This is a genomic window from Mesorhizobium sp. M1409 (genome assembly GCF_040317535.1).
GTDB lineage: Bacteria > Pseudomonadota > Alphaproteobacteria > Rhizobiales > Rhizobiaceae > Mesorhizobium.
Genome location: NZ_JAMYKV010000048.1, coordinates 1 through 17,104 on the forward strand (window position 1 = coordinate 1; position 17,104 = coordinate 17,104).

Genomic DNA, 17,104 nt, shown 5'->3' on the forward strand with positions numbered 1-17,104 from the left:
ATTGGACACTGCCACCGCCATGCGGGAAGCAAAATATCCGATACGATGGTTCGAGCGAGCTCTTCACGACGTTCAGTAAGGTTTTTGACTCTGGAAGATGTTGTTTCATTTCTGGTCACCTAAAACTCCGTTTGCAAGCACTGTCCTTTTTGGCGCTTGTGTCATTTCCCATCAGAATTGCACTGTCCTGCCGGTACGCCGGCCTTCTCGGGCACTTGGAAAACCCAGTAATGCGCGCCCTCCTCCGCGATGTATTTGCCGTCACTTAGGCACTGTGCCGTCACAAGTACGCCCGCAGCTTGCAGACGCCGCGCCTCATTTTCAAAGGAAGTGGCCTCCGCATAGCTCTTGCGGGTGCTTGCGATGATGAATCCGTTGGGGCGCGTGACGCGAGCCAGTTCGCGCAGCGCATCCGGTCGGACGTGCCCGAGGGTGAAGACGCCGCAGCAGACCTTAATGTCACAAGTCGCAGTGGGGTGGTCGGATAGCGGCCCGTTAAGGTCGACATCGCCTTGGACATGGCGGTAGAGGCCTTTTCGACCATTTCTTCCGAGAGATCGAACCAATCGACCGAGTGGAAGCCGAGACGTTCCAGTTGCACGCCGAGAGCCCCCGTTCCGCAGCCAGCGTCCAGGATTGTGATGGCTGGTCGCTGGCTGGCCAAATAGGTTGGCTGCATGGTGCCCGCCAGTCCCGCAACGAGCGTCGGCCCGCAATACCCCTCGCGGCCAACATCTAGGTCATAGGAACTCGCCCATCCGCGAAAGAAGTGGGCCAAGCGACCAACATCGCCGTCGAGGGCACGGGAATCATTGATGCGCTTTCGTGCGGCTTGCTTCAGTTCGGTCTGTTGATCGAGGGTATGCATGACGTTCTTCCGTGTAGGGGCAGATGGTTATTGGCGGCGCAATGGCCGCGGCTGATCTAAAAGCTGTTCCTTCCCGTGTTGCCGAGCTTGACTGTCCGACCATGCGGTTCGGCTACCGGATAGCCGGTGCCAGGAGTTGGCGATTATCGATGGGTGGACTTGGCTATAAGCCAGACACGTGAATACTGGCGTATATATGTCGGTTTTTTCCCTAGCAAGCAAGTATAAATTGGTTAAACTATTTTGATTAATATTCAATTTCATTAAATATACTTTAACATATTTACAAAGCAATATTGACAATTTGTCATACCTATTTCAAATGCCTGTGCCGACCGAATGCGCAATGATGTCCGACCTGTTCTTTTTCGTAGACACAGTGAACGTTTAGCGCGGGATAATCGACAACCCCGAAATGATCGTGACATCGGGCTTCGGCAGCTTGAGTTTGATCGTATGGTCGTCAATTCTTGTGTGGCGCCCTTGAGCGCCTTACCCCGCTCGTCCTCCTGTGGTGGGACCGGCTCGGCCCGTCCGAGCAACCCTGGGACGCTCAGTGTAGGGCGAGCCAACTCAGTGGCTGAGGTGAACATACCGCCCTCTGTAACGGCCCTCGTCAGTCATTCCCTTTTTCGAACGATGATCCAGTCGCCGCCGCGCGGGTGGCGGAGGTCGCCGATAGCGACAGCCGATGCTCAATGGCGGCGAAGACGTGCTCCGCCGTCAACGCTTGAAGCTCTTTGGTCGGGATGATGATGGCGGAGCCAATCCAGAAAGCGGCGGCCGCCCAAAAGCACGTCCTCGCGGCTGAACTCCCCGCACCTTCGAAAAGGAGGCCAGACGCGGAGCATCTGGATCATCCTCCTTGGAACAGAACCAATGAACCGCTCCGGAGCCAGTTGGCGTGCGTGTCCCAGAGCCGACACTGCCCCAAGGCGCGGAGTATCAGTAGTAAACGTGCACAAATAGCTGTCGATGACGTCTTGGGAATAGGCATCGGACCACAGCGTCGCGGCAAAATCGCTAAAGCACGCAATCCGAGTCAGTGATATCAGCATGCAGTGACCAATAGCGCGGCATGCACGGCATCAACCACGTCGACGCGAACGCATCGCTGGAGGCATCGTGACATTCCGGGAACCATCGCGTCTAATAGTCCTGACGACATCGGACGCTTTGGAAAGGCTGCTTGCCAGCACGCTGTAGATGTCTTTGCCAGCGCTGGTAAGCATGACGCCGGTTCCTCGCCTCACAAACAGCGGAACACCAAGGTCGTCCTCAATGGCTTCGATCTGCCGACTGATTTCTCCCGATGTCACGCCCAGCTCGGAAGCCGCAAGCTTGAATGAGAGATGGCGTGCCGAGGCCTCGAATGCCGTGAGAGCGCCCAATGACGGGAGATCGTAATACTGAGAAACCATTGAAAAATCCAATCAGATCGGGAGTCGCGAACCACAAGCAGGGTATCCTCGTCCTCTGGCCCATAAACGACCGCCGCCATTTTGGTCAATCACACCAGCCTCCTTAGCGGAGTGCGGCCGTCCGCCGTGACCGGAGCAAGTTGCGTGCCGTTCTAGTTGCACCACTTCCCCAGACCGATGGCCGCCCCTGGCGACCTTTTCGTTAAGTTTCCGACATTCTTGTCCAGTTCCCGACACAGGTTTGTGGATAGACATGCGCGGGACCGTCGCTTGACGGTGGGATCCGGCCACCGTGTGAAGAAACCCCGTGCCATCGATTCCGTGCCGAGGTGCTCAGGGTGGGGGCAGCCACGGCACGGTTTCACCTAGCGTGAAGTTGGGATAGGGGCCTGGCTGCGACCGGTATTGGTCTTGCCGTTCGCCAGGATCGGCACGGTGGTGGCGTCAGCATTCGGACGCTCGGCGGCAAGCACATGTGCGCGGCGACAATCAAGGGTTCTTCCGCATATTTGGTGCAGGTTGCGGGATTCACGGACGGTGCGAATAAGTTCATAGAGTCGGGATCCCAGTCGACGCCGTGATTTGCCCGTGCTCCATGCCTTCCGCTCGCTGATTTCGCCCGAGCTTTCGATTGTCCAAATTCTCCCGCAGGCTGACAGGGTTGTGCTTGTTGCCCGGCCGAAGGCGATGGAATCGTGCTGTCCATGTTGCGGTCGCCCACCCCGCCACGTCCACAGTCACTACATGCGGCGGTTGACCGATCTGCCGTGGCAGGGGCGGATTGTCGAAATCCAGCTTCACGCACGACGGTTTCGATGCGCGAATCCACAATGCCCGCGCCGGATCTTCACCGAGAGGTTTCCTGAGACGGTTCAACCGAAGGCTTGACGCACGTTCGGCTCGGCGAAAGCCAGCTGGCATCGGCTTTGCGGTGGGTGGCGAGCCGGGCTCACGCCTGTCGGACAGGCTCGCCATGCCGGCGAGTGGCGACACACTGGTGCGGATGATCCGCGCGGCCGGGTTCGAGCCGCCGGAAGCGCCGCGTGTGGTCGGCATCGACGATTGGGCCGCGCAAGGGGCACCGCTACGGAACGATCATCTGCGATCTGGGAGCAACCGCGTCCTCGATCTGTTGCCGGATCGAAACGCCGACGCGGTCGCATCATGGCTGGAACGCCATCCTGGCATCGAGGTCATCGCGCGCGATCGTGCCGGCGTTTATGCCGAGGGCGCCCCATCGCGGCGCTCCCGATGCAACGCAGGCCGCCGATCGCTGGCATCTTCTGCAGAACCTGGGTGAAGCGTTGCGTCTGGCCGTCGGCTGCCATCGCAAGGCGGTCAGTGCCGCCGGAAAGGCCATGATCGCCGAGATGGCCGGAATCGACGACGCCAGGCAGGAACCATCGGAAGAGACTTCCACAAAACTTGATGGCCTGCGCCGGTCGCGGCGCAACCAGCGCCGCGAACTCTATGCCGAAATCTTTGACTTGCGCACGGCCGGCCTATCGCCGCGCCAGATCGCGCCGCGGATCGGCATCAGCGTGAGGACGGTCGAGCGCTGGCTTGCCGCGGGCGGTAAGCCCGAGCACCGGCGGCCATCCACGCGCTCGGTCCTGGATTCTTTCCAGGACTATCTCGAACAGCGCTGGCAGCAAGGCCAGCGCAACGGGCTCAGCTGTGGACCGAAATCAAGCGCCGCGGCTTTGAAGGCAGCAGGGGGACCGTCTACAGATGGACCGCCGCCCGCAAGGAGCGGTCATCGACCACTCCACCAAATTCACGGTGGCGGCCGCCATCGCGCCGGAACTGTGCATGGCTCCTGAGCGAAGACCCGACATCTCTCGATGAGCAGACCAAGCGGTTCCTCCACCATCTCCATGAAAATGCGCCGGAGCTTTCGATCGCGGGCGAACTCGCCCGCCGTTTTGCCGCAGTGATACGCGGCAACGATGATGCCGGCCTCGAGCAATGGATCGCCGATGCCGCCAACAGCGAGCTGGCCTCCCTTGCAGCAGGTATCGGCCGTGACATTGAGGCTGTCCGGGCGGCAATCACCCAGCCCTGGAGCACGAGCCCCGTCGAAGGTCAGATCAACCGCCTCAAGACGATCAAGCGGCAGATGTATGGGCGCTCGGGATATCCGCTGCTTAGAAGCAGGCTGCTGGCCGCCGCCTAATCAGATCGGCCAAGGAGGTACCCCTGACAACAGCCCCTGCACCAAATATGCGGAAGAACCCCAGATCGTCGCGCTATACACATGCGCCTCGATTAGCGCGTGCGCCGGCTTCAGTACCGCGGTACAGGCGCCGTCCTGGTCCGCCAGCCTAGAGAGGCTCAGATCGGTGGCCCCCGCAGCGCTCTCCGCCGGTTCAACGGATAATGCTGAGGAACCTCTCCAACAGGATCATCGCCCACAGGTTCGGCCCGGCAAAGCCGCGCGACGCCACATGGCCGGGTGCAGGCATCTGCGTGATCGCCTCGCATTCTTGGCAAGTGAAGTTCTTGCGCTCAGTCTGGATCAGTTTCCACTGGCGCGGGATGATCTTCATTCATGTCGGTGCCGTCTTCGCCAAGCTCTGCCAGTCGGGCGAGTTGCATATCCACTCTCATCACGCTTTGGCCAAGTGAGCGTAACTTGCTGCGAAACGCCGGAACTTGTGCTCGCCGCACGTCACCCGCTTGTAGTGAAGCGGGTTGCTGTCCGTGACACATGAGGGCAATGGTTCAATGATCGCATTGAAATCAGCGTCGATAAAGAAGGGGATCGAGTATCGCTCGCGTCCCGAGATATTCACCACGCGGTGCATATTCGCCAGGTAGACATCATTGGTGAGTCGCTGAATCAGATCGCCAATGTTGATTACGAATGTGCCATGGATCGGAACGCCCTCGACCCAATCGCCATCGCGGTTCATGACCTGAAGACCACCCACGTCGTCCTGCGCCAAGATGGTCAGATTGCCGTAATCCGTGTGGGCGCCAATACCAATCATCTCTTCGCTAATGTAGCCACTTTGCGGTGGATAATGAAGCAGACGCTGTATGCTGATCGGGTTGCGCATGAGGCTTTCGAAATAGCTTTCCGACAGGTCCAGACTGAGCGCAATGCCTTGCAAGAGTTGTTTCGCGAGGTTCACCATCTTTTCATGGTACCCGTATGTCAGTTCCTGAAACTCGGGCAGACTTGAGGGCCACTGGTTGGGGCCGAAAAACGGAACTTCCAACATCGAATGTTCAGGCCCGATGTCAAAGCATTCCTTCAGGTCTTTCGTCTTGCCCGGATCGGTGTTCTCCCCGAACGGCTCAATGTATCCGCGAAGGGCCACATTGGAGTTGCTAATATGCAATGTCATCTTCTGTGACATGGTCAGATCAAAGAAACGACGGCTCACCTCGAACACCGAATCCACGAAATTCTGCGGAATACCATGGTTCTTCACGTACATGAAGCCGGTGTTCGACAATGCCCAGCGCATTTCTTTCGCCACCCTCTGTTTATTGCTGCCATCGAGAAGTGGCGCGATGTCAATCACCGGCAGCTTGTCAAAGCTCTCCCGTTTCGCGCGCAGCCTGTCGTCCAGTTTAGCTAAGAGATCTTTGGGCATGAGTACACCTTTCTTGACCGTCGAGCCGCACAACGATTTGCACTGTTTCGGGATGCCGTGCCAACAAAGGTCGAAGAGCCCGAAGTCATGGCAGGCATACGCAGGAATTCGCACCCTTCGTGTCGCCTTGCATTGGCCGCCAACTTCGCCAGGGAGATTTGCGGCAATGTTGTCATGGCCGGTGGTCCGTTGGTGCATTGGCATTCTCGGGCACCCGGAAAACCCAATAGTGCGCGCCCTCCTCCGTGACGTATCTGCCGTCCTTTAGACGCTGTGTCGGTACAAGGATGCCCGCATCCTCCAGATGCCGCACCTCCTCGTCAAAGCACGCGGTTTCGGCATAGCTCTTGCGGGTGCTTGCGATGACGAATCCATTCGGGCGCGTGACGCGGGCCAGTTCGCGCAGCCCATCCGGTCGAACATGCCCGAGCGTGAAGACGCCGCAGCAGACCGTGATGTCATAGCTCGCGCTGGCGTGGTCGGAGAGCGGCCCGTTGAGGTCGACGTTGCCTCGGACATGGCGATAGACGCGCGTTTGCCGGGCCTTTTCAGCCATCTCCTCGGAGAGGTCGAACCCGTCGATCGACCGGAACCCGAGGCGTTCCAGTTCCACGCCGACGAGGCCCGTTCCGCAACCGGCGTCCAGGATTGCGATGGCTGCTCGCGGCCCAGCCAAATAGGCCGTCTGCACGGCGCCCGCCAGTTCTGCCATGATCATCGGCCCGCAGTACCCGTCGCGGCCGACATCCAGATCGTAGGCACTGGCCCATCCGCGATAGAAGTGGGCCAAGCGACCAGCGTCTCCGTCGAGGGCGTGGGAATCCTTAATGCGCTTTCGTGCGGCTTGCTCCGCAGGCGTCTGCTGATCGAGGGTGTTCATGATAGTTTCTCCGTATATGAGTGATGAGTACAGTTGTCATTGGAGCGCAATCGCCGCGGCTCAACCCCTGAGTTGTTCGTTCCGTGCGCTGAGCGTAGCTCTCGCGGGCGCTTTGAGCGAAATGCACGCCAACTGCCGCCGGATGGGCGATCTCAAGCGTCTTCAGTGGGGGTATGTTAACTTCACCGCGGTCTGGCGCATTCCGGCCAAAGCGGCCCTGTGGGCCTACTAACGTGTCGAAGACGTTGCGTGGCGGCAGGTAGTCGACGACAAGTGCCGTTATTGCGAGTCGCATCGCGATGCTTGTCACCGGTTGCCCTTTTCGAGCAAGTCATTCGCGACCGGGGGATTGATGTCTTGTTTACCTGTTAGCCGGGCCTCCAAGAGCTTGGCGGCCGATCGGCACAACGCTATCGGCTCCAATGAATCCGATTCATTGTCGAAACGAGTGGCGCGCACGGCGCTTGCTCCAGCCTCGGCCGTAAACATATGACTTCCTTTCATAAGTTAATGTGGTAAGATTTATAGCGACTCTCCATCAGCGACGGAATATAAGTAGGATTACTCCGATCATCTAGTCATTTAATGATAAGAATATGTGTTATAATTTTAAGGCAAGTATACTGTAATTTTAAGTATCTTAGAATTTTTTCATAATTATTAAACAAAATTTGTGGATTTTCCCAAAGGGCGTGACGAACCCTATTCGACAGCCAGAGAGGTCAAGATCGGCTGCGGGTCATCCGACACCACCTTGCCGGTAGTAGCGCTGCAGACCGCCCTCAAGCTTGCCAATCGCATGATCCTCTCGTATTACCGGCCAGGGCGGAGTGTCGGGCGCCGAGCCGCTCAAGGGCCAGGAGTTTGCGCCTCGTCAAGCGCAGGCGCTTGCCGCCGACGCCAACGCGACCCGCGAACCCGGCGCCGCCATCACTCTCTTCGGGGCAATCTCTGAACTGCCCACACTTTCGACCGGACACTCAGCGTAAGCAGGAAGGCTCAAGCACAAGCTTGAGGATAGGATTTATGTCTAACGAGTATCGACAAGTCGAACTGATCGCGGCGTTACGGCGAAGGCCACCGCCAAGGCATTTCCGAATGCGGTTCAGATCGCCGACCGCTTGCATCTCTTGGAGAATGCGAGCGCGGCTTTCCTCCCGTTCGCAAGTCGATGCGGATAACCCAAACTGCGATCGACGCTAAGACGATCAATCCCGACTTTCTCACCTACGCGGAGAAGGTGCAATACGAAGGCTATCTGCGGCACGAGGAGACTAACGCGGCAATCCTGAAACTTGCCGGCGAAGGCATCCCCATCAAGGAGATCGTGCGCCGCACCGATCACAGGGTTCGCTCGAGGCATGGCTGGGTAATGGATATCGGGCTGGCACAATGCAAGATGGGGTATCCGCCTTGAGCCTCACCCTTAGACGGCGGTGGATGGTAGGAGAAGGTGTTGCGCTTCGAGCATGGTAAACGTGGTCATGTTTTGCAACAGCCACAAGCATCGAGAAAGGAAGCTCAGCATGAAGCATTATACGGACCTTGATGTCTCGGTGAAAGAGACCGCCATCTGCATTGTCGATGAAACGGGCAAGATTTGCCGAGAGGTGAAGGTTCCCAGCCACCCGATGGCCTAATCTCGGTGTTGCGAGATCCGGCTTGGAACCTTGAGCGGGTTGGCCTTGAAGCCGGACCTTTATCGCAATGGCTATTCGAGGTCCTCGCCAGGGCCGGCGTGCCGGTGATTTGCATCGAAACGCGGCATGTAAAAGCCTTCCTGAAGGCTCAGCCGAACAAGACCGATCGCAATGATGCACGTGGCATCGCGCAGATGATGCGGGTCAACCTGTACCGCCCTGTGCATGTGAAACGCTGACTAGCCAGAAACGACGGGCCCCGCTGACGGCGCGCAAGCTGCTGCAGGCAAAGAGCGATCGCCATTGAAAACGATATTCGCGGACTGTTGGTAAGCGGTGTTTCGGGGCCACCTTTCGGGAGTGATCGCGATCTGTGAGGTTGCCGATCCTGTATTGGGATCGGAGATAGGCTTGTGTCTGGACTTGACCTTACGCTTGACCCGGAGCGGCAGCCTCGGCGTTTCGAGGTGATCAACGGTGCTGGCGGCCGGCGTCACTGGTCGCGGGATGACAAGGCGCGGATCGTCGCGGAGACGCTGGAACCGAACGCAATCATTTCCGAAGTCGCCCGGCGTTATGGTCTCAGGCCACAGCAGGTGTTCGCCTGGCGGCGCGAAGCGCGCAAACAGGCCGCTTCGGTGCAGCAGGAATCCCCGGCCTTCGTGCCGGCGGTGGTGACGCCTCCGGAACCCGCGCCGACGCGTTCAGCGCAGCCGCGGAAGCGGAAGGCGACCCGAGATGCTGGCCTGATCGAGCTTGAGATCGACGGCATCGCCATGCGGGTTGGCCGCGACGCAGACGCCAAGACGGTTGCGGCGGTGATCCGTGCGCTGAAGGCAACGTCGTGATCGGGCCGACGGGCGCCGTCAAGGTCATGGTGGCGACAAAGCCGGTGGACTTCCGCAAGGGGGCGGAGGGGCTGGCTGCGTTGGTGCGCGAGACGATGGGTGCCGATCCGTTCTTATGCGTCGGGCGAGGACCGCAAAGTATGGTGAATGTCGCCATGTGTGCCAATGCTGGCGGCTGTTCGTCAGCGCTTCCTGCCTCGAATAAAGATACCGGGTCGCGTCAGCCGAGAGTATCGGCATTCGCGCCGCCCCCCCTCAGGCGGTTCGCCGGCATATCCAATCAGCTTGCGGATGCCTTTGGATCGGCAAGTTCGCACATCCTACGAAGCAGAAAACCATCCGCTCCATTCATGCGATCGACGATTTCGCAAAAGACTGGCCCTTCAAAGAGATCTTCGTATTCGTCGCGCAGCATTTCCCAATACGTTGCCCCGTTCAAAATCCATGGAGCAGAGGGTAACGTCGCCGTTTGGAAGAAGAACATTCCGATACTGTCGTTCGTCCACGCAAGTCAGCGCTCCGACGACTGGCTGCCGTGGTTCAACAATCTTAGGGTCGACGCTTCCCCCCGGCTACTCACCGGCCGCGTGCGAACTAGCGCTTCGGCAGGAATTATGTCGACGCTATCGGGATGGACCCTCGCCCAAGACTACGAAGCGAATCGAGGAGATGTCTGCGTCGACCAGTTGACGAATCAAATTGAGATACTTGTCTTTGACAAGGCCCCTATTCATTTAGGCGCCATCATCGCAAACATGGATCACGAATACCCTCCAGCGCAGCGCTCGCAACCGTTGTAGATCCCGCTCCTTCAATTCCTACAAGCGTCGTGAAAATTCCGGATGCCATGGCCTTTGCCGTACGCGTGCTCGACCATTTCGGTGCAATCCGGATTGAGCCAAGGCTCGGAGTACCCAGCAAAACTAATGTCGACAGAGGTTGGTACGCGCGCCAGACATAGATTGAAATACTTCAAGCTTCTCGATGGGCATGGGCCCAAATGTGAGCGGATAGCGTTCGAACTTTTGCAGCATTTTCTCTCCGGCAACACGCGATGGAGCTGAATAGCCATGCACCAGTCATTCTAGAGGCGTCTTTGATTTGACGTCATCTGCATTATCCGGCGCCAGAGTCCAATTACTATTTCCAGCGCCTCGTTCGTCATTGAGAGTTGCAACCGAGAGTACCCCAATGCGTATGGCATTCAAGAACTGCATCTCCTGGATTAACTAGAATGACCGGATTGCGGTCACCATCGACTTCTCAAGCACAGTATTCCTTCTAATATCTGCTCAATGTTTATGGTTGGTCCAAAGTGGCGCCAGCTTGAGCACTGACCTTGTCATGGCGCCTCAGGGCAGCAGCAGCGATATGGCCCGCATTCGATCGCGCTGGAGCAAATCTGCGGATTCATTCGTCACCTCATCAAGGTCTGGCGGCTCGGATCCAACTTCCTTGCAACTGTCGAAATGCTCAGCCCTTTGGCCAGCTCGGCTAACGCAGCCAGACCGCGAGATCAGAAAGAGCACGCTTGCGAAATACGCCAGCTGAAGGAGCGGCGAACAAGTCAGCGTCGTGACGACTACTGTGCCGATGGAATGAGAAGCGAAGTAGACAGTCAGTGCGGTGCTGCACAGCACCAGCCCCAGGACACGACAAAAGGTTCTAAAGGGCAACGCCGTTCTCCTGGTTCGTCTCCTCAGATCATGCTGCGACCTGGTCGGCCGCAACATGGGTCTGGCAGTTCCTCGGGCAGACGCGGGCGCAGGCTCCGCAGCCAATGCAGCGGCCGGCATGATCGACGACCATGATCATGCGATTGAGCTCGCCATCGAAATCGTCGTCCTCGTCGTCCCAGGCGCCGAGGATTTCACCCGCGTCATCGACGCCGTAAAGATGCATGACCTCGCGCGAGCAGACTTTGAAACAGCGGCCGCAGCCGATGCAGGTCATGCCGTCTATAGCGGTGAGATATTCCGGCACCCATGCGGAGCCGTCGCGGGTGGTGAATGTGCTCGTCATCGTAACTTCTTCATTGCAGCGAGCTCTCTCTTGGCACCATCCAACTCGGCAAAAACGGCCGACGTTTCCTCGGCAACTTCCTCTATCTCCGCCCAGTTTCCCGGGAGATTCTCTGCAAGGTCGCGCAATTTCATCTTGGCAACTGCCGCGCGCAGCTGAAGCTTTCGGACCTTCTTCCCCATCTCATCTAGCTTTGACATAAATCCTTCCTCGAAATCGGTTTCTTCACGCCCGTGCCACGTCGGGATAGGCTTCGATAGCTGCAGTCGCATCGTCGAGCAGTTTCGTATCGGCCTCCGCGAGCTTCCTGAACATCTCGAAGCCGAACCGGTGGAAGTCTCGACAGAGCGACCAACCTCCCGGCCGTGAAAAGCAATCGTCCGAACCCCCCTGGTTTTCATCTCCATCGTTGGCGATGTCATCAGGCCGGAGCGCTCCTCGATTGTAAGCCCGACGGCCGTGTAAAAAGTGTCGAGCCTCCACAGCACGTCCGGATCGGGATCGCCGATGATGGGGATCGCACGGCCGTGTTTTGTGGTGACGATGAAGTCGGCCAGCCGCGTGGAGTCCGATTTGCCTTTTCCATGAGCCGCAGGAGTCTTGAGCACGGATCAGCCGCACGAGGCATCTGACAAAAGGCATGGCAAGGGCCGCCTCGTCCTCGTTGACCGCAGGGCTGACCGCGGCATCAGACATTTCGCCTTCTCCTCACTTCAGTCCTCTTCCTCGAAGCACGATGTCTGTTTTCGGGGACGCCTACTTCGGGCACACTTGCGCAGCCGACGCCCGGCTCGGGCCGCCCGATTTCACGCAATTGATGTCCCCGTGGCCGACCTTGAACACCTCCTCGACTGCGAAGTCCTCCACGCTGATTCGCGTGGAAGATCACTTCCGCCGCAATGCGGCCGGAGGTCATGAAGATTCGCGCCTCGATCCTGCTGCAAACGATCGACCAAGTGCTGCATGGACCCTCCTTGCTGCGGCCACGCCAAGGAAATGGACGAATTGGCCAGTAATCCATTTCGACCAATCAACCCTTTTTGTTTTTTCTCCTCGGCCGACCGCGCTTTGGCACCTTCGGGAAATTGTTTTGCGGAGCCGCACAGAGAGCGCCGTAACAAACCTTCCCACCCCTGTAGTTAGCGAGGGCCAGCAGCAAATCCGGCAGATGCTCCTCTTTCAATTCGTCCGGGACAGGCTCCGGACCGTCCAGCGACTGCAGTGCCAGTTCGACCAACTCGATCGCACGATCGGTGTTGCCGTTCTCGTAATAGTACCGGGCAACCGCGGGATAAGACCGGAACTTAGGGCTGTCGCCTTGCGGGGGATTCAGTGCCAGAATGTGTTCGGACAGCTCCTTGCCCATCGCAAAGCGCTCAGCGGGGGGAAGGCGCGAATGGTCATTGGCCGGATGGAAAAGCTGGTCTAGCGCCGAAACCATCCAATCCTGGGAGTTCTTGTCGATTGCGTTGCGGACCAATTGGCGCATCACGGGCAAGCCGGTCCACATGTCTTGTATTTTGTGAAGCAACAGGTGCGCATGAGCCAGGCGGAAATTGATGTCGTCCGGCATTAGGGCGATGCCCTCTTCGATCGCCCAGAGCGCCGTCTTCCAATCTTCTAACTTCACCGCCGCCCAGAATCTGTCGTCGATCGGCTTCTTCGACGCTTGTTCGCGCGCCATGGGTTCACTTGTGGCGATCCGCTCCGCATCGGCGGCTTTAGCTTTATCGCTGGTGCGCCAGCTGCCGTTGAGCGCTTTCGGCAAAACCTCATCGAGTTGCCCCGGATGACCAATAAAGGCGATGTGGCCGTCTCGGTCGACCTCGAACGAAATCGGAATCCCGACAGAAAAGGTGGGTTTCCTCCAAAGCTTGTTCATTTCGCCTGTGTAGTCGAACGCGATCCGATAGTTCAGATGCGAGCACTTTTCGGTCAACCAAGCTTTTAACTTGGTGCGAGCCTCAACGGCCGTTGGAGCGTCTTCATTAGCCGCTACTGCGACGACCTCAAGTCCGCTGTCCCTGTATTTCTCCTGTAGCCGCATCAGATCGAGCATCTCCGCCGCACATAGTTCGCACCAAGTTGCCCAAAATTCGACGATATAGACTTTGCCGGGCTGGAAGTTCGCAAGGGGCTCGCCACGTAGCCAGTCCTCCACTTTGATCGGAGGAGCCGGTGACCCCATCCGCAACATTATTTTGCTCTCCAAAGCTGTTGCCAAAGGTTGCATGACCTTATGCGCAAGCTTGTTCCCCCTTTGAGACGGGGCACGAGGGTTCAACGAAGGGAGAGCATCGCTCGTCTTGCGCATCTGCGTGCAGTCAGCCTTCACTCAGTGTTGCTGAATCTCAATTCGCAAAGGCCGTGCCAACGCGCTCAGCGGGCAGTAAGCGCATGAATCGCTAGAAAAGCCTCCAAATGCCAAGATGGCCGGTTGTATTGAACGCGACGTGTTTTCTGCCGCTGTCAGGTTTTGGACAAGTATCACGCGCTTCGCGTCGGCAGAAAAAGCGTGGCCCGGACGACTCAATATGCATTCGGGCCGAGGGACGAAGCCGATGGACATCATGACTGCGTTGGCTACCGCCAGGGCTCGTCATCATCGTCCGCTTCACGCCACCGGCTTGAGCGTCTTACCGTTCCGGTCCGGAGGCGGTAGCGATCTCGCCATTTTGCGATTGCGAGGGGCCGCTCCATCCGAGCGCGGCCTGTGCCCCCTCGCCCGCCTTGCGATTGAATTCCTGGGCTGGCGACATGGGAGTTTTTCACGACGAAGCCGGTCCAGCTGTAGCTCGCCAATACCGCCATCCTCAGACCAATGATGATGTCGCGGCGAAAGAGGCCAGGATGAATGCCGCGCGTGCCGGCCGGTGAACTCTCCGAGTTCCTGCTTTGTGCCGATATTTTCTGTGTTCCCTGTGCTCAGGCGCTGCAGGGACCGCCGGTGCGAATGTGAGCGTTGTCGGAAGTTGACCAGCCCCAAAGACCGCTCGGTCGCCACGGGTCGGGACGGACCGACTGAAAACGCTGAAGATTCGGCCGTCCGCACCCCTAACCGCCTGCAATTCTTAGACCATGCCAAGGTGATTTATGCGATCGATTCCCGCCGACCGCGGCAGGAGCCCGACCGTTCCCACTCGAAGTTGAGGGCGTCGGCCACGGCACGGTCGTTGCGTTGTTAAGCCTCCCGGCCAGTAATGAGGAGATCGTGATGGAACGCATACGATGCCGCTACGGGTCCGAACTCGGTCGCGCTGAACGACCCTCTTTGACCTGACGCCGACCTGCGCCGTAATCGTGGCTGCAGTGATGACTGCCCATACCTCTGCCCGGCCGTTGGTCTCAGCATCACGGACCAAGCTCGGGCGAGCAGAACCACTAGAGGCGTGCGCGGAGTTTTCGGGCGGCGCGGTGCAGATTGGCTTCGCGAAGCTTGCACGTTGCCCTTCTCCGACTTGGCATCAGGATAGTGACCCAGTGAATAGAGCTTCGAACAGCGTCGGTGCTGCTTCGGAACCCGTCAGCGAGCCAAAAACAGCGGCAATGGCGGCTTCCCAACTATCCATCTCGTCACGCCACCGAAGAGCCGCTCGCGCAGCCGGCGGCTGCCGTAAGCGCCCATGACTATCATGTCGGCAGACGTGTCGATTGCGTGCTGCGCGAGCACCGTGGCCACCGGTTTGCCGGCACTCGGCAGCAGGTCAACCGACACCCGAGCACCGTGCCGAGTGAGATAGGCAGCGATGTCGGCTCCCGGCTCGGCGCCGCTTCCGGTCCAGGTCGCCACAGGATCGACGAGGGCGACACGAACTTCCTCGGCGGCGGATAGCAGATCCAGCGCTTCCCGAACCGCGCGGGACGCCTCGGCTCGCGACTCCCAGCCGACCAGCACGCGCTGTGGCGACAGAGTCGCCTCAGCGCCCTCCGGCACGACAAGCACCGGCTTTCCGGTCTCGAACAAGCTGCCGTTGATAACAAGGGGTCCGAGGTTAATGTCGTTGAGAAGTGCGGGGCCGACGATTGTCAGGTCGTTGCAGAGCGCCCGCTGTCGCACCGCGTCACCGACGCTGGCCTGATCGCAGTTGGCAGTATCGACATCATAGCACCGCCACGTGGCTCTCAGCAGTTTGTGAATTTCCCTGGATATCTTTTCCAGCCTGGCTATGTCCTGTGAAAATCTTTCGATCTGCCTAAACCGTTTGTTCAGTCTGGCGATGGCCTGTGCGCGTTGTCCAGGCCACTCGGGGATGTCATCGCCGAGCAGTGGAGACGGCACAATGAGCGGCGGAGGCGACATCACCAGTACGGAAAGAAACGCGCCGACTTCGGCACACAAGCTGGCAGCTGTTCTGACATCCTGATCGGAGTGGTCAGCTCCCGTCACACTGAGTACGCTTCTGAAAGCCATTTGACTGCTTCTTTCTGAATATGTCGTACCTGCCGGCGCGTTTCGAAGCCGCAAGACTTGCCCTCAGGACGGCGGAAATGCGGAGTGGCACCACATCGGTTATCTATTCAGCCGTCCGGCCACTCGAGCGAGTAGCCGGCCGACCTGACGGTACGAATGACGCTGGAGGGGGAGGCCGCCTTCAGAGCCCTTCTGAGCCGGCTGATATGGACATCCACGGTGCGTACACCGACATGGATATTGGGCGGCCAGGCCGCGCTGATCAGCTCGTCTCTGGTGAAGACCTTGCCGGGAGTCTCAAGCAAAAGCCGCAGCAGGTTGAACTCGATCGGCCCAAGGTGGACTTCGTGGCCATTACCCCGAACGCGGTGGGCATCGAGCCTTATCTCAAGGTCGCCACAGGAGATCCAGCCGCCGTTTTCAATCCCGTTCGAACCCGGCTTTGGCAGCGCCAGCTTCATCCGTAGACAGTCAAGCAGCTTGGCCGGCGCGAAGGGCCGCACAAAGCTCTCGTCAATACCAGCCTTCAAGAGATCGAGGTGCTGGTTCTCGGCGCCGGGCGCGATCAGCGCAATTACGGGCAGGCCGCCGGTCCGGGGCTCCCCCTTGAGCCGGGCGCAGATTGTGGAGCCTGTCGCGATTGTTGGCTGGCAGTCCAGCACCACGGCCTTCGGCTCCCGTTCACTGGCCAATGCAAGCGCCTCCTCCACGCCGCCGGCCAGTTGAATCGTGAAGCCATCCACCTCCAGAATGTGGCTGTGGACCAGATAGAACTCCGGATCCTGCGAACAGATCAGGACCAGTGGCTTCATCAGCGCTACCCCAAGAACCACATCGGCCTCGACCGCCTCGATTGAGAGGGCTGGCCATCGCATGTCCTCAAGGCCTGACACGATCCCGTTGATCGAAAATCGGTTTCATCACGCCCGCGCCACCTCGGGATGAGCCTCAATGGCTGCGGTCGCATCGCCCGCCAGTTTGGTACCGGCCGCGGCGAGTTTCCAGAACGTCTCGAAGCCGAACCGGTGGACGTCGCGCAGGGTCTTCGACAGAACGACCAACCGCCCGGCCGTGAGAAGCACGCGCCCAAAGCCCTCATGGCTCATCTCCATCATCGGCGATGCCATCCGGCCGGAGCGCTCCTCGATCGCAAGCCCGACGGCGGTGTAAAACATCTCGAGCCTCCACAGCACGTCCGGATCGGGATCGCCGATGATCGGGATCGCACGGCGCTGTTCCCTGGTGACGATGAAGTCGCCCAGCAGCTCGGCGTCCGATTTGCCTTCCCAAGACCCGTGGGAATCATGAGCCCGGACCAGCCGCACGAGGCATTTGACGAACGAGGTGGCAAGGGCCGCCTCGTCTTCGGCGACAGCAGGGCTAACCACGGCGTCAGACATTTCGCCCAC

17 protein-coding genes and 5 pseudogenes are annotated in these 17,104 nt (G+C 58.9%); 7 read left to right on the plus strand and 15 right to left on the minus strand.

The window, feature by feature from the left end; translation table 11 throughout:
* Positions 1 to 161: 161 nt before the first annotated feature.
* The 3 genes and pseudogenes from NKG99_RS28000 to NKG99_RS28010 form a co-directional block, all read right to left on the minus strand.
* Entirely contained in the window at positions 162 to 566 is a 405-nt protein-coding gene (locus tag NKG99_RS28000; RefSeq protein WP_352825329.1) for a methyltransferase domain-containing protein, read from the minus strand.
* Positions 567 to 571: 5 nt separating this feature from the next.
* Positions 572 to 868 (minus strand): annotated as a pseudogene (locus tag NKG99_RS28005) (class I SAM-dependent methyltransferase); the annotation flags it as partial.
* Positions 869 to 1,956: 1,088 nt separating this feature from the next.
* A complete protein-coding gene (locus tag NKG99_RS28010) occupies positions 1,957 to 2,289 on the minus strand; it encodes a LysR family transcriptional regulator (RefSeq protein ID WP_352872310.1) in 333 nt (110 codons plus the stop codon).
* 687 nt (positions 2,290 to 2,976) lie between these two features.
* On the opposite strand from NKG99_RS28010, the gene NKG99_RS28015 reads away from it, so the two are divergent.
* The 3 genes from NKG99_RS28015 to NKG99_RS28025 all read left to right on the plus strand — a co-directional run bounded on the left by NKG99_RS28015 (position 2,977) and on the right by NKG99_RS28025 (position 4,465).
* Positions 2,977 to 3,177 (plus strand): transposase family protein, encoded by a 201-nt coding sequence (locus NKG99_RS28015; protein ID WP_353018213.1) that lies wholly within the window; start codon positions 2,977 to 2,979, stop codon positions 3,175 to 3,177.
* Between the two features lie 155 nt (positions 3,178 to 3,332).
* Positions 3,333 to 4,112 (plus strand): helix-turn-helix domain-containing protein, encoded by a 780-nt coding sequence (locus NKG99_RS28020; RefSeq protein ID WP_352825310.1) that lies wholly within the window; start codon positions 3,333 to 3,335, stop codon positions 4,110 to 4,112.
* Positions 4,109 to 4,465: a transposase gene (locus NKG99_RS28025; RefSeq protein WP_352825326.1), complete on the plus strand. Its 357-nt coding sequence runs from the start codon at positions 4,109 to 4,111 to the stop codon at positions 4,463 to 4,465. The genes NKG99_RS28020 and NKG99_RS28025 overlap by 4 nt, the downstream gene beginning before the upstream one ends.
* A gap of 69 nt (positions 4,466 to 4,534) precedes the next feature.
* Here NKG99_RS28025 and NKG99_RS28030 read toward each other — a convergent pair.
* The 4 genes and pseudogenes from NKG99_RS28030 to NKG99_RS28045 all read right to left on the minus strand — a co-directional run.
* Positions 4,535 to 4,878 (minus strand): annotated as a pseudogene (locus NKG99_RS28030) (IS66 family transposase); the annotation flags it as partial.
* Positions 4,879 to 4,898: 20 nt separating this feature from the next.
* Positions 4,899 to 6,092: an isopenicillin N synthase family dioxygenase gene (locus NKG99_RS28035; protein ID WP_352872312.1), complete on the minus strand. Its 1,194-nt coding sequence runs from the start codon at positions 6,090 to 6,092 to the stop codon at positions 4,899 to 4,901.
* Positions 6,067 to 6,774 (minus strand): class I SAM-dependent DNA methyltransferase, encoded by a 708-nt coding sequence (locus NKG99_RS28040; RefSeq protein ID WP_352825307.1) that lies wholly within the window; start codon positions 6,772 to 6,774, stop codon positions 6,067 to 6,069. The genes NKG99_RS28035 and NKG99_RS28040 overlap by 26 nt, the downstream gene beginning before the upstream one ends.
* A 306-nt stretch (positions 6,775 to 7,080) precedes the next feature.
* Positions 7,081 to 7,263, minus strand: coding sequence for a hypothetical protein (locus NKG99_RS28045; RefSeq protein WP_352872314.1), 183 nt, complete (start codon positions 7,261 to 7,263; stop codon positions 7,081 to 7,083).
* 682 nt (positions 7,264 to 7,945) lie between these two features.
* Here NKG99_RS28045 and NKG99_RS28050 point away from each other — a divergent pair.
* From NKG99_RS28050 to tnpB, 4 genes and pseudogenes are all read left to right on the plus strand, one after another.
* Positions 7,946 to 8,191 (plus strand): hypothetical protein, encoded by a 246-nt coding sequence (locus NKG99_RS28050; protein WP_352825304.1) that lies wholly within the window; start codon positions 7,946 to 7,948, stop codon positions 8,189 to 8,191.
* 109 nt (positions 8,192 to 8,300) lie between these two features.
* Positions 8,301 to 8,743 (plus strand): annotated as a pseudogene (locus NKG99_RS28055) (IS110 family transposase); the annotation flags it as partial.
* Between the two features lie 84 nt (positions 8,744 to 8,827).
* Positions 8,828 to 9,262, plus strand: a complete 435-nt coding sequence (gene tnpA / locus NKG99_RS28060; RefSeq protein WP_352825303.1) for an IS66-like element accessory protein TnpA — start codon at positions 8,828 to 8,830, stop codon at positions 9,260 to 9,262.
* Positions 9,259 to 9,375, plus strand: a pseudogene (gene tnpB / locus NKG99_RS28065) (IS66 family insertion sequence element accessory protein TnpB); the annotation flags it as partial. The gene tnpA and the pseudogene tnpB, both read left to right, overlap by 4 nt.
* A 1,239-nt stretch (positions 9,376 to 10,614) precedes the next feature.
* Here the strand turns inward: tnpB and NKG99_RS28070 are convergent.
* From NKG99_RS28070 to NKG99_RS28115, 8 genes and pseudogenes are all read right to left on the minus strand, one after another.
* Positions 10,615 to 11,058: an exopolysaccharide production repressor protein gene (locus NKG99_RS28070; RefSeq protein WP_352872316.1), complete on the minus strand. Its 444-nt coding sequence runs from the start codon at positions 11,056 to 11,058 to the stop codon at positions 10,615 to 10,617.
* On the minus strand, positions 10,967 to 11,284 hold the full coding sequence (fdxB, locus tag NKG99_RS28075) for a ferredoxin III, nif-specific (RefSeq protein ID WP_352872318.1): 318 nt from the start codon (positions 11,282 to 11,284) through the stop codon (positions 10,967 to 10,969). The genes NKG99_RS28070 and fdxB overlap by 92 nt, the downstream gene beginning before the upstream one ends.
* The gene (locus NKG99_RS28080; RefSeq protein ID WP_502913712.1) at positions 11,281 to 11,556 is read right to left on the minus strand and encodes a CCE_0567 family metalloprotein; all 276 of its coding nucleotides are present in this window, start codon (positions 11,554 to 11,556) and stop codon (positions 11,281 to 11,283) included. Before NKG99_RS28080 ends, fdxB begins: the two co-directional genes overlap by 4 nt.
* Positions 11,510 to 11,980 (minus strand): annotated as a pseudogene (locus NKG99_RS28085) (NifX-associated nitrogen fixation protein). Before NKG99_RS28085 ends, NKG99_RS28080 begins: the two are co-directional and overlap by 47 nt.
* 334 nt (positions 11,981 to 12,314) lie before the next feature.
* Positions 12,315 to 13,517 carry a TlpA disulfide reductase family protein gene (locus tag NKG99_RS28095; protein ID WP_352872319.1) on the minus strand — a complete coding sequence of 401 codons (1,203 nt, stop codon included), beginning with the start codon at positions 13,515 to 13,517 and terminating at the stop codon, positions 12,315 to 12,317.
* 1,290 nt (positions 13,518 to 14,807) lie between these two features.
* Positions 14,808 to 15,695: a universal stress protein gene (locus NKG99_RS28105; RefSeq protein ID WP_352872321.1), complete on the minus strand. Its 888-nt coding sequence runs from the start codon at positions 15,693 to 15,695 to the stop codon at positions 14,808 to 14,810.
* Positions 15,696 to 15,802: 107 nt separating this feature from the next.
* Complete coding sequence (locus NKG99_RS28110) at positions 15,803 to 16,507, minus strand: response regulator transcription factor (RefSeq protein ID WP_352823563.1); 705 nt, start codon at positions 16,505 to 16,507, stop codon at positions 15,803 to 15,805.
* Between the two features lie 108 nt (positions 16,508 to 16,615).
* Entirely contained in the window at positions 16,616 to 17,095 is a 480-nt protein-coding gene (locus tag NKG99_RS28115) for a NifX-associated nitrogen fixation protein (RefSeq protein ID WP_352872323.1), read from the minus strand.
* Between the last annotated feature and the right edge of the window lie 9 nt (positions 17,096 to 17,104).